Below are 14,849 nucleotides of genomic sequence, written 5' to 3' on the forward strand. Positions count from 1 at the left end.
AAGCGAATAATCATGCCCGGTTGAGCCAGGCCATGTAATCCGCTACCCCTTCGGCAACGGTTTTGAACTCGGCGTCATAACCCACGCTGCGCAGCTTGGTCATATCAGCCTGGGTGAAGCTCTGGTAGCGGCCCTTGAGGTGATCCGGGAAGGGAATATACTCAATGGCTCCCTTCTGATGATGCTTGATCACCGCTTCGGCCACGTTCTGGAACGGCTCGGCACGGCCGGTACCGCAGTTGAAGATGCCGGAGTGCTGCGGGTTCTGCCAGAACCACAGGTTTACCTTGCAGACGTCGTCAATATAGATGAAGTCACGCATCTGGCCACCGTTCGGGAAGCCATCGCAACCTTCGAACAGCTTGGGATTCTCGCCCTTCTTCACCTGGGTATTGAGGTGGAAGGCAACGGAGGCCATGGAGCCTTTATGCTGCTCGCGCGGGCCGTAGACGTTGAAGTACTTGAGGCCGACAACCTGAGAGTTGATCTCCGGCATCCAGCGGCGCACGTACTGGTCAAACAGCTGCTTGGAGTAGCCGTAGACGTTGAGCGGCTGTTCGAACTTGGGATCTTCGATAAAGTTGTCATTGCGGCCACCGTAGGTCGCGGCAGAAGAGGCGTAAATAAACGGGATTTCACGCTCGATGCAGTAGTGGAACAGATCCTTGGAGTACTCGTAGTTGACCTCCATGATGAACTTGCCGTTCCATTCGGTGGTAGCAGAGCAGGCGCCTTCGTGGAAGATCACCTCGATACCGTTGTCCCACTCTTCAAACTCGTCGCCGGAGACGATGCGAGCCTGAAACTCGTCCTTGTCCATGTAGTCAGCGATGGTCAGATCGACCAGGTTGACGAACTTGGTGCCGTCGGTCAGGTCATCAATGACCACGATATCGGTCCGTCCTTGAGCGTTCAGCTGCTTGACCAGATTGCTGCCGATAAAGCCAGCACCGCCAGTTACTACGATCATGGAGTTTGCCTCTCGTACGTTGATGGCTACATGTGACTGCTTGTTAAAGCTGTGTATAGTGAGCCAATTTGAAATTGCCGAAAAGTTTATCACGGGCCGTCCGGGGATTCGACCTTGTTCAAAACTGCCCCGAGCGGAACCTGTTGGAGGAATGAGTGATGAAAACCAGAGACAGGATCATTCACAGCGCGACCGAGCTGTTCAACGATCAGGGTGAACGCAACATCACCACCAACCACATTGCGGCGCACATGGGTATCAGCCCGGGCAACCTCTACTACCACTTCCGCAATAAAGAAGACATCATCCACTCCATCTTCGACCAGTATGCCCGTCACCTGAGCGAGAGCTTCGTGCCGACCCGCAACCGTGAAATCACCCTACAGGATCTGATGGGCTATCTCGATGCCATCTTCTATCTGATGTGGCAGTTCCGCTTCTTCTACGCCAACCTGCCGGACATCCTGAGCCGTGACGAACCGCTGCAACAGAAGTACCTCAAGGCCCAGGAGCAGATGCGTTCTTCAGTGGTCGCGCTGCTCAGAAGCCTGCGCGAAGGGGGCATTATCGATGTCAGCGATGAAGACCTGCCGGATCTGGGACAGACCATCAAGATGGTGGTGACCTGCTGGATCCCCTTCCAGATTGCCCAGGCCCCCAACACCCGCATCACCAAACCGCTGCTCTATCAGGGCGTGTTGAAGGTGCTGTTCCTGCTGCGCCCCTATGTGCAACCCCAGGTAGCCGGACAGATCCAGCAGCTGGAACTTCACTACCGTCAGCTGGCCCAACCAGCTGGGTGAGATCTGTTTCACATTTGTTGAATATCAGCACAATCATTTGAATTTACCGCAACAGATTGCAGTAAAATGTCGCCCTCTGTTGATACGCAGCTGAAATAGCCAATAAGGATCGAGGATGTCTAACGGATTCTATCGTCACCTGACCGAGCAACTGAACCAGGTGCAAGCTGAAGGGTTGTACAAGCAGGAGCGCATCATCACCTCCGCCCAGCAGGCCAGCATCGCCGTCGGTGGTGAGCAGGTACTGAACTTCTGTGCCAACAACTATCTGGGGCTGGCCAACCACCCGGATCTGATCGCCGCCGCCCATCAGGGACTCGACAGCCACGGCTTCGGCATGGCCTCGGTGCGCTTCATCTGCGGCACCCAGGACCAGCACAAAGCGCTGGAGCAGAAGATGTCAGCCTTCCTCGGCACCGAAGACACCATCCTCTACTCCTCCTGTTTCGATGCCAATGGCGGTCTTTTTGAAACCCTGTTCGGCGCCGAAGATGCCATCATCTCCGATGCCCTCAACCACGCCTCCATCATCGACGGCGTGCGGCTGTGCAAGGCCAAGCGCTATCGCTACGCCAACAACGACATGGCCGAGCTGGAAGCCCAGCTAAAGCAGGCTGACGCCGATGGCGCCCGCTTCAAGCTGATCGCCACCGACGGTGTCTTCTCCATGGATGGCGTCATCGCCGACCTCAAATCCATCTGCGATCTGGCGGACAAATACGATGCGCTGGTGATGGTGGATGACTCCCACGCCGTCGGCTTTATCGGCGAAAACGGCCGTGGCACCCACGAATATTGCGGCGTGATGGATCGGGTCGATATCATCACCGGCACCCTGGGCAAGGCGCTCGGCGGCGCATCCGGCGGCTATACCTCCGGCAAGAAAGAGGTGATCGACTGGCTGCGTCAGCGCTCCCGCCCGTACCTCTTCTCCAACTCGCTGGCCCCCTCCATCGTTGCCGCCACCATCAAGGTGATCGACATGCTGGCCGAGGGTCACGACCTGCGCGCCCGCCTGAAAGAGAACAGCCGTTACTTCCGCGAGCGGATGAGCGCCGCTGGCTTCACTCTGGCTGGCGCCGACCACGCCATCATTCCGGTGATGCTGGGGGATGCCAAACTGGCCTCCGAAATGGCAAGCCGCATGCTGGCAGCTGGCATCTATGTGGTGGGCTTCTCCTTCCCGGTCGTGCCCAAGGGTCAGGCCCGCATTCGTACCCAGATGTCTGCCGCTCACACCCGCGAGCAGCTGGACAAGGCGATCGACGCCTTTATCCGCATCGGCCGTGAACTCGGCGTTATCTGATTTGAATCAAGGGGCTGCAGCCCCTTTTTTCTGCATTCATATTGAAGGAACAGCCATGAAAGCACTCTCCAAACTGCACAAAGAGGTCGGCATCTGGATGACAGATGTGCCGGCTCCCGAGCTCGGCCACAACGACCTGCTGATCAAGATCCGCAAAACCGCCATCTGCGGCACCGATATCCACATTTACAACTGGGACGAGTGGTCCCAGAAGACCATTCCGGTACCCATGGTGGTCGGCCACGAATATGTTGGGGAAGTGGTCGCCATCGGTCAGGAGGTGCGCGGCTTCGCCATCGGCGATCGGGTCTCCGGCGAAGGGCACATCACCTGCGGTCATTGCCGCAACTGCCGCGCCGGGCGCACTCATCTGTGCCGCAACACCATTGGTGTTGGTGTCAACCGCCCGGGCGCCTTTGCCGAGTATCTGGTGATCCCCGCATTCAACGCCTTCAAGCTGCCGGACAACATCCCGGACGAGCTGGCCGCCATCTTCGACCCGTTCGGCAATGCGGTGCACACCGCCCTCTCCTTCGATCTGGTGGGTGAAGATGTGCTCATCACCGGTGCAGGCCCCATCGGCATCATGGCTGCCGCCGTCTGCCGCCATGTGGGTGCGCGCCACGTGGTGATCACCGACGTCAACGAATACCGGCTGGAGCTGGCCCGCAAGATGGGCGCCACCCGCGCGGTCAACGTGGCCAAGGAGAAGCTGGCCGACGTGATGAGCGAGCTGGGCATGACCGAAGGCTTCGACGTGGGGCTGGAGATGTCCGGCGTCCCGAGCGCCTTCCAGGAGATGCTCGACAAGATGAACCACGGCGGCAAGATCGCCATGCTTGGCATCCCGCCCTCCACCATGGCCATCGACTGGAACAAGGTGATCTTCAAGGGGCTGTTTATCAAAGGGATCTATGGCCGCGAGATGTTCGAGACCTGGTACAAAATGGCCAGCCTGATCCAGTCCGGGCTGGATCTCTCCCCCATCATCACCCACAGATTCCACATCGACGAATTCCAGCAGGGGTTCGATGCGATGCGCTCCGGCCACTCCGGCAAGGTGATCCTGAGCTGGGATAAATAGGACGTTTCACCCCTTGGTTACCCGAAACCCGGCGAATGCCGGGTTTCTTTTTATCTCCACCACCCGAATTGCCGTGATATTGCCCAAAACTTTGCACGCAGAGTGTTTAACACTTCACACACAAGCGTTTAAATGGCTGTAACTATTCGGTTATAATCCCGTCGTTTACATGGATAATAAAAGACTGCTGGGAGTATATGAGCGTGTTGAAAAAACTGAGCTATTTGCTGGCTGTCGGGATGACGGCCGCCAGCTTGTCTGGGGCAGTGCTTGCTGCCGATGAGATGTCACCGGAGGCCATTGCCGAGCGGATCAAACCAATCGGTCAGGTCTATACCGCCAAGGATCTGGAAGGTATTGCCGGCGCGAGTGCTGCACCTGCTGCGACTGCCTCCTCCGGTCCCCGCGATGGCGAAACGGTATACAAGGGCGCCTGCTTTGCCTGTCACGACACCGGTGCAGCCGGTGCCCCCAAACGGGGTGACAAGGCAGCCTGGGATCCTCGCATCGCCCAGGGCATTGATACTCTCAAGAAACATGCCATTGAAGGCTTTACCGGCAAGTCCGGCATGATGCCTCCGCGCGGCACCTGTGCGAACTGTAGTGATGAAGAGATTGAAAACGCCATCCACTACATGATCGACAAGCTGTAAGTATTTGAAAGGGCCGCAATTGCGGCCCTTTCAATCTATCGGCTTCCGACTACTCTTGTAAGGTAGACATATCGGGAGTTGCACATGTCGTCCCAATCCATCGAACCCCACTACTCAACTCCTCTGTTGGCGTTGGTCTCTGCCATTATGGACTTCCCGGCGCCACAAACCGCCACGTCTGACGATTACGATGCCCTGATCCAGCAGATTGACCAACTCTGCCCGCTGCAACATTTCGGCATGCTGGGCCTCTCCGATACCGGCCTGAACTGGCTTTACGCCTACAAGGTCAGCGACATCTTCAAACAACAGCTGGGCCGTGAGCAATCCCGCATCACCGATCAGCTCACCCAACTGGATGAGGCCGAAGGGTGGTGCGTCTTCCCCATCGAGCATGGCCAGATACAGTGGTTGCTGGCTCGCGGCACCCCTGCCGACCTGCCGACCCTGCGTCTGCTGCTGGAGTGTCTGGCCAAGCGGCTGACCGAAACCCAGGCGGGATCCCATCTCACCGAGCTCCCTTCGCCGCTGATCCGCAAAGACCCGAACTGGAAAAAGAAAATCGAGAGCATCAGCCGCATCATGCGGCTCGCCAATACCCTGCCGGCTCAGGCGCTCTTCTCCCAACTGGAAGCGGTACTGCGCCAGATGCTCACCATTGAGGACATGCTGCTGGTCAGGTTAACCAGTCAGAAGCTGGAAAAGATCTACCCTGCACATCCCCATCAGGGAGACGAGTTCATCAGCGGCTTGTGCCACAGCACCAGCAATATCGAGGTGAGCAGGGAGTCCCGCTACTGGCACAGCATGCCGCTGCGGCTGCAACAACAGTACTTCGCCCACTTCATCATCAGCACGGCTCAACCGCTGGAGACCGACGACAAGCTGTTTCTCGACTTCTTGCGTGGCCAGCTCACCCTGCTGCTGGAGCTGAGACGGATCCGCCAGCAGCTCAACGACATCAATACCGAAGACTCCATCAACCAGCGGCTACAACAGCTGCGTCAGACCAACCTCAGGCTGCAAAAGCAGCTCAAGCAGCATCAGGAGCTGGAACGGCGGCTGCAATTCGATGCGCTTCACGACCCGCTGACCCAGCTGCCCAACCGCGCGCTGTTGATGAACCACCTCAACCATGCCATGACCCACTACAACCGCTACAAATCGCCGGGATTCGCGGTGATTTTTATCGATGTGGATCACTTCAAGCAGATCAATGACACCCTGGGCCACAGTGCTGGCGATCAGCTGCTCAAGGAGGTGAGCCGCCGCCTGCAGACCTGCATCCGGCAAAATGATCTGGTGGCCAGACTGGGGGGCGATGAGTTCGTCATCTATCTGGACAGCAGCAAGAGCGATGATGACATCAGCCCAGTGCTCAACCGCATTATCAGCCGTCTCTCCTACCCGTTCCGGCTACTCGGCAACGAGTTGAGCATTACCGTCAGCCTTGGGGTATCGAGCGTCTCCGAGCAAACCTCAGATATCAGCCAGCTGCTCCATCAGGCCGATCTGGCCATGTATCAGGCCAAGCGCAATGGTCGCAGTCGCATCGTCAGCTACTCGGATGATTGCATCAACCAGAACTGGAATTCGCCGGAAGAGATGCTGGCCAGAGCCCTGCGGGAGGGGCGTATCGTCCCCTACTTCCAGCCGGTGATCCGGCTGCAGGATAGCCGCCTGACCGGACTGGAGGTGATGGCGCGCTGGCTGACCGAGGAGGGGATTCTGAAGGATGCGTTCGACTTTATTCCGCTGGCGGAGCAGTGCGGCCTGATTCTGGAGCTGGATTACCAGATCCTGCGCCACACCTGTCAGCAACTGAAGAACTGGCTGCCAATCTCCGGGCAGAGCAAGTTCAAGGTCGCCATCAATCTGTCGGGCAAGCATCTGGTCAACCATGACCACATCATGCGGCTGATGGGAATTATCGAAGAGGAAGGGGTCGCCCCCGGCTATCTGATTTTTGAATTCAACGAGCGGGAGCTGTCGCGGCAAGATTCCGATGCGCTGGCATCCCTGCATGACCTGAGGGCCAAGGGTATCCAGATCAGCCTCGATGATTTCGGCACCGGCTTCTCCTCCCTCAACGCTCTGTTCCACTTCCCGGTGGATTACATCAAGGTGGATGACAGCTTTACCCAGAGGATGCTGCAATCGCCCAAAGATTTGGCGCTGATCCGCGCCATGCGGGATATCTGTCAGGATCTTGATTACACCCTGGTGGTCGAGGGGATCGAGAACCAGCAGCAGTTGCAGAAGCTGATTGATATTGGCTGCCGGATGGGGCAAGGGCGCTATATCTCTCCGCCCATGCCGGGAGCAGACATAGTGCCGCTACTGACCCCGGCCAATCCTTAGGGTTAATCCTTCTTGAACAACGCCCGCAGGTTGGCAACACCGACCTGCCCCTTCTGCTGGCGCTCCTCGGCAGTCACCTTCTTCTGGTTTTCCCATTCAAGATCATCCTGCGGCAGCTCCAGCAGGAAGCGGCTCGGCTCCGGACGTACCGACTCGCCAAACTGACGCCGCTCCTTGCAGAGGGTGAAGGTCAGTTCGGTCTGAGCCCGGGTGATCCCCACGTAGGCGAGACGCCGCTCCTCCTCCACATTGTCCTCGTCGATGCTGGTCTGGTGGGGCAGCAAGCCCTCCTCCATCCCCACCATATAGACATAGGGGAACTCCAACCCCTTGGAGGCATGCAGGGTCATCAACTGCACCTGATCGGCGTCGTCCTCCCCCTCGTTGCGCTCCATCATGTCACGCAGGGTGAGGCGAGTGACCACCTGAGCCAGCGTCATCGACTCCTCCAGCTCATCCCCTTCCAGCATCTCGGTGATCCAGCGATAGAGGGTGGAGACGTTCTGCATCCGCATTTCGGCCGCTTTCGGGCTGGGGGAGGTCTCGTAGAGCCACTCTTCGTAGTGGATCTCCTTGATCATGTCCCGCACCGCCTCCACCGGATTGCCACGCAGCGCCTGATCGCCAAGGCGTACCAGCCAGTTGGTGAAGGCCTGTAATGCAGTGAGGCCACGGCCTGAGAGGTGCTGCTCCAGCCCCAGCTCGAAGCTGGCGGCAAACAGACTCTTGCCGCGCTGATTGGCATACTGACCCAGTTTTTCGAGGGTAGTGGGGCCAATCTCGCGGCGCGGCAGGTTGACCACCCGCAGGAAGGCGGTGTCCTCGTCCGGATTCACCAGCAGCTTGAGGTAGGCCATGATGTCCTTGATCTCGGTGCGGGAGAAAAACGAGGTGCCGCCGGAAATACGATAGGGAATGCGGTTAGTCATCAGCGCCTTTTCGAAGATGCGCGACTGATGGTTGCCCCGATAGAGGATGGCGTAATCCTTGAACCGGGTGCGGTTCATAAACTTGTGGCCCATCATCTCGGCAGCGATCCGCTCCGCTTCGTGCTCCTCGTTCTTGGCGAACAGCACCTTGAGCTTCACCCCCTCATCAAGCTCGGAGAAGAGCGCCTTGTCATAGACGTGCGGGTTGTTGGCGATCAGGATGTTGGCGCACTTGAGGATCCGCCGCTTGGAGCGGTAGTTCTGTTCCAGCTTGATCAGCTTGAGGCTGGGGAAATCTTCGCTCAGCAGCACCAGATTCTGCGGCTTGGCACCGCGCCAGGAGTAGATGGACTGGTCATCATCCCCCACCACGGTAAAACGGGCACGCTCGCCGACAATCTGCTTCACCAGCTCGTACTGGCTGGTGTTGGTGTCCTGATACTCATCGACCAGCAGATAGCGGATCTTGTTCTGCCAGCGCTCACGTACCTCCTGATTGCTCTTGAGCAACAGGGTCGGCATCACGATGAGGTCATCAAAATCCAGCGCGTTATAGGCCACCATCTGGCGGTGATAGCGCTCGTAGAGCTGGGCCATCAACACCTCTTCCGGCCCGTGAGCAATACGCATGGCGCGGGCGGGCAGGATAAGATCGTTCTTCCAGTTGGAGATTTGGCTGATAAGGGCCGAGAGCTTGTCCTTGTCGTTGTCGAGCTCGTCTTCAGTCAATTCTTTCAGCAGCGCCAGCTGGTCGGTATCATCGAACAGGGAGAAGTTCGCCTTGAGATTCAGGCTCTTGTGCTCCCGACGAATGATATCGAGACCCAGAGTATGGAAGGTGGAGACCATCAGCCCCCGCGCCTCCTTGCGACCCAAAGTCTGGCCGACCCGCTCCTTCATCTCCCGCGCCGCCTTGTTGGTAAAGGTGACCGCAGCGATGTTGCGGGCGCTGTAGCCGCACTGCTGCACCAGATAGGCAATCTTGTTGGTGATGACGCGGGTCTTGCCCGATCCGGCACCCGCCAGCACCAGGCAAGGGCCGGAGACATACTTGACCGCTTCGTTCTGATTGGGGTTGAGCTTCATGGGCCGGATCTCTTGGCTTATGATGAGGGGCGGCATTGTACCAGAAATCACCCGATGAGCCGTACCTGCTGCACGGCAGGCAACCGCCATTCCGGCTTATCGCGCCTTGTGTTCGGGCGCTATTTTCAGGATCATGGCCGACCTTTCGAGATGATGACTTTTTCCGGATGATGAGGGGAGCATGAATCAGCAACAGCACGACCAACTGCGCAGCCAGTTTCCGGCCTTGGCGCAGGAGGTAAACGGCCACCCTCTGGTCTATCTGGATAACGCCGCCACCACCCAGAAACCGCAAGCGGTACTGGATGCCATCGCTCACTACTATCGGGCCGACAACGCCAACGTGCACCGTGCAGCCCACGCCCTGAGTGGCCGCGCTACCCGCGCCTTTGAGGCTGCCCGCGAGACTGTCACCCGCTTTATCAATGCGCCCCGCAGCCATGAGGTGATCTGGACTCGCGGCACCACGGAGGCAATCAATCTGGTGGCCCAGAGCTGGGGGATGAGCGAGCTCAAGGCAGGGGACGAAATTATCCTCAGCACCCTGGAGCACCACGCCAATATCGTCCCATGGCAGCTGGTCGCCCAGCGCACCGGCGCAGTCATCCGGGTTATCCCCCTCGATGAGCGGGGCGATCTCGATCTGGCCGCCTATCACGCCATGCTGGGGCCACGCACCCGGCTGGTAAGCGTGGCCCACGTATCCAATGCCCTTGGCACCGTCAATCCAGTCAAAGAGATGGTGGCAGCAGCCAAGGCAGTCGGCGCTCTGACCCTGATCGACGGCGCCCAAGCGGTGGCTCATCTCGAGGTGGATGTGCAAACCATCGGTTGCGACTTCTATGCCTTCTCCGGCCACAAACTCTATGGCCCGACCGGCATCGGCGTGTTGTGGGGCCGCACCGAGCTATTGGAGCGGATGCCGCCCTGGCAAGCCGGTGGCGAGATGATCGATCGGGTCAGTTTCAGCGGCACCACCTTCAATACCCTACCCTTCAAGTTCGAGGCGGGCACCCCCCATATCGCCGGTGCTATCGGCCTCGCCGCCGCCATCGACTTTGTGATGGAGCAAGACCGGCAATGGCTCGCCAACCATGAACAGGCACTGACCGACTATCTGGTCGCAGGTCTGCAACAGGTGCCGGGGCTACGTCTGGTCGGCGAACCCGGCCAACGCGCCGGTGCGGTCTCTTTCTTGCTCGACGACATCCACCCGCAGGATGCCGCCACCCTGCTCGATATGCAGGGGATCGCCCTGCGAGTCGGCCATCACTGCGCCATGCCATTGATGGAATCGCTCGGGATCGGCGGCACCATGCGCGCCTCGCTGGCTTGCTACAACAATCGGGACGATGTCGACGCCCTGCTGGCCGCCCTGCACAAACTCAGTGACTTCTTCTAAGGCAGACAACCGAATGAGTGACCTCGCAAGCTATACCCAGATTGGCCTTGAGCCCAACGCCGACACCATCCGCCAGCAGTTTGCCGCCGCCCACGGCTGGGAGAACCAGTATCGGCTCATCATCCAGCTCGGCAAGCAGCTGCCAGCGCTTCCCGCCGAATGGCAGCAGGAGGAGTTCCGCCTCAAGGGGTGTGAAAGCCTGGCTTGGCTGAAGGGAGAACAAAGCGAGGATGGCTGCTGGCACTTTGCCTGTGATTCCGATGCTCGCATCGTGCGTGGCCTCATCGTCATCGTGCTGGCGGCACTCAACCACCAATCGTCTGCGGCGATCCAGGCATTTGATATGGAAGGGTATTTCACCGAACTGGGACTTGAGAAACACTTGAGCCCGTCACGAGGTAACGGGCTCAGAGCGATCGTACTGGCGATCCGGGAACAGGCTGTCTAACCCGCTCTGTTCAGTGGTCGATTAAGCTTCGCCAATCGATCCAGCTTCTTCATTCCCGCTCTCTTTCTCGGCTCGGGCGCCCCGCTCGGCAATCTTCTTCAATACCCGGGACGCGGCAACCAGCCCGAAGGTTGCCGTCACCGGCGTCACGGCGCCAAAGCCGGAGGCGCAATCCATCTTCATGGTGCCATCGCTGGCCGCTTTGGCCTGACAGGTGCCACCATTACCATCCGGATAACTCAGCTGCTCGGTTGAGAAGACACACTCCACCCCGAATTTGCGCGCCGGATTCTTGCTGAAGTTGTGCAACCGGCGCAGGTCGGAGCGTACCTTGGCCGCCAACGGGTCTTGAATAGTCTTGGCCAGATCCGCCACAGTGATCTGGGTCGGATCCATCTGCCCGCCGGCACCACCGGCCACAATTACCGGTATCTTGTTGCGCTTGCAGAAGGCAATCAGCGCCACCTTGGCCTTGACCGAGTCGATGGCGTCCACCACATAGTCAAACTCCCGCTTGATATGCTCGGCCAGATTATCGGCAGTGACGAAATCATCCACCTCGATCACTTCGCAATCCGGATTGATGGCGCGAATACGCTCGGCCATCACCTCGGTCTTGAGGCGACCGACCGTCCCCTGCATAGCGTGGATCTGGCGATTGGTGTTGGTGATGCAGATATCGTCCATGTCGATCAGGGTGATCTGGTTGATACCGGCGCGGGCCAGCGCCTCGGCCGCCCAGGAGCCTACGCCACCGATCCCCACCACACAGACCTTGGCTTGGCTAAAGGAACGCAGTGCGTTCTGACCATAAAGACGGGCAATGCCCCCGAATCGCTGTAGATATTCTGCTTTCATACCACCACCTTGCTTGAGGGCGGCCATTATAACGACAACCAACGCCAGCGGCGATGGCAGAACCGGAGAAAATCGGGGAGAAAAAACAGAGAAAACGGCAGGGAAGAGAGAATAAAAGGTCAATTATCAGACGACTTTCTGAATTACAGGCAATAAAAAACCCCGCTCGATGAGCGGGGTTCTTAAATTTGGTGCCTGGCAGTGTCCTACTCTCGCATGGCGAATGCCACACTACCATCGGCGCTACCGCGTTTCACTTCTGAGTTCGGCATGGGATCAGGTGGTTCCACGGCGCTATGGCCGCCAGGCAAATTCTTCAATCTGTGAAAGCTGATGTAAGTAGTATCGTATTCGTTACAAGGCTCGAAACACTTCTTGGGTGTTGTATGGTTAAGCCTCACGGGTAATTAGTATGGGTTAGCTCAACACGTCGCCGCGCTTACACACCCCACCTATCAACGTTGTGGTCTCCAACGGCCCTTTAGGACCCTCAAGGGGTCAGGGATGACTCATCTCAGGGCTCGCTTCCCGCTTAGATGCTTTCAGCGGTTATCGATTCCGAACTTAGCTACCGGGCAGTGCCACTGGCGTGACAACCCGAACACCAGAGGTTCGTTCACTCCGGTCCTCTCGTACTAGGAGCAACTCCCTTCAATCATCCAACGCCCACGGCAGATAGGGACCGAACTGTCTCACGACGTTCTGAACCCAGCTCGCGTACCACTTTAAATGGCGAACAGCCATACCCTTGGGACCGACTTCAGCCCCAGGATGTGATGAGCCGACATCGAGGTGCCAAACACCGCCGTCGATATGAACTCTTGGGCGGTATCAGCCTGTTATCCCCGGAGTACCTTTTATCCGTTGAGCGATGGCCCTTCCATTCAGAACCACCGGATCACTATGACCTACTTTCGTACCTGCTCGACCTGTCCGTCTCGCAGTTAAGCTGGCTTATGCCATTGCACTAACCTCCTGATGTCCGACCAGGATTAGCCAACCTTCGTGCTCCTCCGTTACTCTTTGGGAGGAGACCGCCCCAGTCAAACTACCCACCAGGCACTGTCCGCGAGCCCGATTCAGGGCCCTGCGTTAGAACATCAAACATACAAGGGTGGTATTTCAAGGACGGCTCCAGCGCAACTGGCGTCACGCCTTCAAAGCCTCCCACCTATCCTACACATGTAGGTTCAATGTTCAGTGCCAAGCTGTAGTAAAGGTTCACGGGGTCTTTCCGTCTAGCCGCGGGTACACCGCATCTTCACGGCGAATTCGATTTCACTGAGTCTCGGGTGGAGACAGCATGGCCATGGTTACACCATTCGTGCAGGTCGGAACTTACCCGACAAGGAATTTCGCTACCTTAGGACCGTTATAGTTACGGCCGCCGTTTACCGGGGCTTCGATCAAGAGCTTCGCTTGCGCTAACCCCATCAATTAACCTTCCGGCACCGGGCAGGTGTCACACCCTATACGTCCACTTTCGTGTTTGCAGAGTGCTGTGTTTTTGATAAACAGTCCCAGCCATCTGGTCACTGCGACTCCCAACTGCTCCATCCGCGAGGGACTTCACTGTCAAGAGCGAACCTTCTCCCGAAGTTACGGTTCTATTTTGCCTAGTTCCTTCACCCGAGTTCTCTCAAGCGCCTTGGTATTCTCTACCCGACCACCTGTGTCGGTTTGGGGTACGATGACTTGTAATCTGAAGCTTAGAGGCTTTTCCTGGAAGCAGGGCATCAATGGCTTCCACACCGTAGTGTGTTCGTCTCGTGTCTCAGTGTTGTGTCTCCGGATTTGCCTAGAAACACCACCTACGCACTTTCACCAGGACAACCGTCGCCTGGCCCACCTAGCCTTCTCCGTCCCCCCATCGCAATTACAAGTCGTGCAGGAATATTAACCTGCTTCCCATCGACTACGCCTTTCGGCCTCGCCTTAGGGGTCGACTCACCCTGCCCCGATTAACGTTGGACAGGAACCCTTGGTCTTCCGGCGAGGAGGCTTTTCACCCCCTTTATCGTTACTTACGTCAGCATTCGCACTTCTGATATCTCCAGCATACCTCTCGATACACCTTCGCAGACTTACAGAACGCTCCCCTACCACTCACACATAAGTGTGAATCCGCGGCTTCGGTGCCTGGTTTGAGCCCCGTTACATCTTCCGCGCAGGCCGACTCGACTAGTGAGCTATTACGCTTTCTTTAAATGATGGCTGCTTCTAAGCCAACATCCTAGCTGTCTGAGCCTTCCCACATCGTTTCCCACTTAACCAGAACTTTGGGACCTTAGCCGGCGGTCTGGGTTGTTTCCCTCTTCACGACGGACGTTAGCACCCGCCGTGTGTCTCCCGGATATTACTTACTGGTATTCGGAGTTTGCATGGGGTTGGTAAGTCGGGATGACCCCCTAGCCCAAACAGTGCTCTACCCCCAGTAGTATTCGTCCGAGGCGCTACCTAAATAGCTTTCGGGGAGAACCAGCTATCTCCGAGTTTGATTGGCCTTTCACCCCCAGCCACAGGTCATCCCCTAACTTTGCAACGTTAGTGGGTTCGGTCCTCCAGTTGATGTTACTCAACCTTCAACCTGCCCATGGCTAGATCACCCGGTTTCGGGTCTACACCTTGCAACTAGACGCCCAGTTAAGACTCGGTTTCCCTACGGCTCCCCTATACGGTTAACCTCGCTACAAAATGTAAGTCGCTGACCCATTATACAAAAGGTACGCAGTCACCCCGAAGGGCTCCCACTGCTTGTACGTACACGGTTTCAGGTTCTATTTCACTCCCCTCACAGGGGTTCTTTTCGCCTTTCCCTCACGGTACTGGTTCACTATCGGTCAGTCAGGAGTATTTAGCCTTGGAGGATGGTCCCCCCATATTCAGACAGGATGTCACGTGTCCCGCCCTACTCGATTTCACATCAAGGTTGTTTTCGTGTACGGGGCT

General features: G+C 57.6%; 10 protein-coding genes and 2 rRNA genes (1 of these 12 only partly in view). 7 read left to right on the forward strand and 5 right to left on the reverse strand.

Annotated features, from left to right (window positions below; genetic code table 11):
- Nucleotides 1-10: 10 nt before the first annotated feature.
- Complete coding sequence (rfaD, locus tag I6L47_RS13430) at nucleotides 11-970, reverse strand: ADP-glyceromanno-heptose 6-epimerase (RefSeq protein ID WP_021230709.1); 960 nt, start codon at nucleotides 968-970, stop codon at nucleotides 11-13.
- A 158-nt stretch (nucleotides 971-1,128) separates the two neighbouring features.
- Between rfaD and I6L47_RS13435 the strand changes: the two genes are divergently transcribed.
- The 5 genes from I6L47_RS13435 (at nucleotide 1,129) to I6L47_RS13455 (ending at nucleotide 7,177) form a co-directional block, all read left to right on the forward strand.
- Nucleotides 1,129-1,773, forward strand: a complete 645-nt coding sequence (locus I6L47_RS13435; protein ID WP_042054294.1) for a TetR/AcrR family transcriptional regulator — start codon at nucleotides 1,129-1,131, stop codon at nucleotides 1,771-1,773.
- A gap of 115 nt (nucleotides 1,774-1,888) precedes the next feature.
- The gene (locus I6L47_RS13440) at nucleotides 1,889-3,079 is read left to right on the forward strand and encodes a glycine C-acetyltransferase (RefSeq protein WP_005342487.1); all 1,191 of its coding nucleotides are present in this window, start codon (nucleotides 1,889-1,891) and stop codon (nucleotides 3,077-3,079) included.
- Between the two features lie 55 nt (nucleotides 3,080-3,134).
- Entirely contained in the window at nucleotides 3,135-4,163 is a 1,029-nt protein-coding gene (tdh, locus tag I6L47_RS13445) for an L-threonine 3-dehydrogenase (protein WP_005340852.1), read from the forward strand.
- Between the two features lie 197 nt (nucleotides 4,164-4,360).
- Nucleotides 4,361-4,816, forward strand: coding sequence for a cytochrome c5 family protein (locus tag I6L47_RS13450; RefSeq protein ID WP_058056430.1), 456 nt, complete (start codon nucleotides 4,361-4,363; stop codon nucleotides 4,814-4,816).
- Between the two features lie 84 nt (nucleotides 4,817-4,900).
- Nucleotides 4,901-7,177 carry a bifunctional diguanylate cyclase/phosphodiesterase gene (locus tag I6L47_RS13455; protein WP_139399871.1) on the forward strand — a complete coding sequence of 759 codons (2,277 nt, stop codon included), beginning with the start codon at nucleotides 4,901-4,903 and terminating at the stop codon, nucleotides 7,175-7,177.
- A 2-nt stretch (nucleotides 7,178-7,179) separates the two neighbouring features.
- Here I6L47_RS13455 and rep read toward each other — a convergent pair whose 3' ends face one another.
- The gene (rep, locus tag I6L47_RS13460) at nucleotides 7,180-9,192 is read right to left on the reverse strand and encodes a DNA helicase Rep (protein WP_216947610.1); all 2,013 of its coding nucleotides are present in this window, start codon (nucleotides 9,190-9,192) and stop codon (nucleotides 7,180-7,182) included.
- 181 nt (nucleotides 9,193-9,373) lie between these two features.
- Between rep and I6L47_RS13465 the strand changes: the two genes are divergently transcribed.
- Both I6L47_RS13465 and I6L47_RS13470 read left to right on the forward strand, forming a co-directional pair.
- Nucleotides 9,374-10,594: an aminotransferase class V-fold PLP-dependent enzyme gene (locus tag I6L47_RS13465; protein WP_216947611.1), complete on the forward strand. Its 1,221-nt coding sequence runs from the start codon at nucleotides 9,374-9,376 to the stop codon at nucleotides 10,592-10,594.
- Nucleotides 10,595-10,607: 13 nt separating this feature from the next.
- Nucleotides 10,608-11,042, forward strand: a complete 435-nt coding sequence (locus tag I6L47_RS13470) for a SufE family protein (protein WP_041209816.1) — start codon at nucleotides 10,608-10,610, stop codon at nucleotides 11,040-11,042.
- Nucleotides 11,043-11,063: 21 nt separating this feature from the next.
- Here the strand turns inward: I6L47_RS13470 and tcdA are convergent, their stop codons facing one another.
- The 3 genes from tcdA to I6L47_RS13485 all read right to left on the reverse strand — a co-directional run.
- Nucleotides 11,064-11,900: a tRNA cyclic N6-threonylcarbamoyladenosine(37) synthase TcdA gene (gene tcdA / locus I6L47_RS13475; RefSeq protein WP_064339107.1), complete on the reverse strand. Its 837-nt coding sequence runs from the start codon at nucleotides 11,898-11,900 to the stop codon at nucleotides 11,064-11,066.
- A gap of 193 nt (nucleotides 11,901-12,093) precedes the next feature.
- Nucleotides 12,094-12,208 (reverse strand): 5S ribosomal RNA (gene rrf / locus I6L47_RS13480).
- 78 nt (nucleotides 12,209-12,286) lie between these two features.
- Nucleotides 12,287-14,849, reverse strand: a 23S ribosomal RNA gene (locus I6L47_RS13485); it runs 327 nt beyond the window's last position.

This window comes from Aeromonas sp. FDAARGOS 1417 (assembly GCF_019046985.1).
Classification (GTDB): Bacteria; Pseudomonadota; Gammaproteobacteria; order Enterobacterales; family Aeromonadaceae; genus Aeromonas; species Aeromonas veronii.

Coding starts and splice junctions, on each gene's coding strand:
- rfaD (WP_021230709.1), bottom strand. CDS start 970: ATGATCGTAGTAACTGGCGGTGCTGGCTTTATCGGCAGCAATCTGGTC.
- I6L47_RS13435 (WP_042054294.1), top strand. CDS start 1,129: ATGAAAACCAGAGACAGGATCATTCACAGCGCGACCGAGCTGTTCAAC.
- I6L47_RS13440 (WP_005342487.1), top strand. CDS start 1,889: ATGTCTAACGGATTCTATCGTCACCTGACCGAGCAACTGAACCAGGTG.
- tdh (WP_005340852.1), top strand. CDS start 3,135: ATGAAAGCACTCTCCAAACTGCACAAAGAGGTCGGCATCTGGATGACA.
- I6L47_RS13450 (WP_058056430.1), top strand. CDS start 4,361: ATGAGCGTGTTGAAAAAACTGAGCTATTTGCTGGCTGTCGGGATGACG.
- I6L47_RS13455 (WP_139399871.1), top strand. CDS start 4,901: ATGTCGTCCCAATCCATCGAACCCCACTACTCAACTCCTCTGTTGGCG.
- rep (WP_216947610.1), bottom strand. CDS start 9,192: ATGAAGCTCAACCCCAATCAGAACGAAGCGGTCAAGTATGTCTCCGGC.
- I6L47_RS13465 (WP_216947611.1), top strand. CDS start 9,374: ATGAATCAGCAACAGCACGACCAACTGCGCAGCCAGTTTCCGGCCTTG.
- I6L47_RS13470 (WP_041209816.1), top strand. CDS start 10,608: ATGAGTGACCTCGCAAGCTATACCCAGATTGGCCTTGAGCCCAACGCC.
- tcdA (WP_064339107.1), bottom strand. CDS start 11,900: ATGAAAGCAGAATATCTACAGCGATTCGGGGGCATTGCCCGTCTTTAT.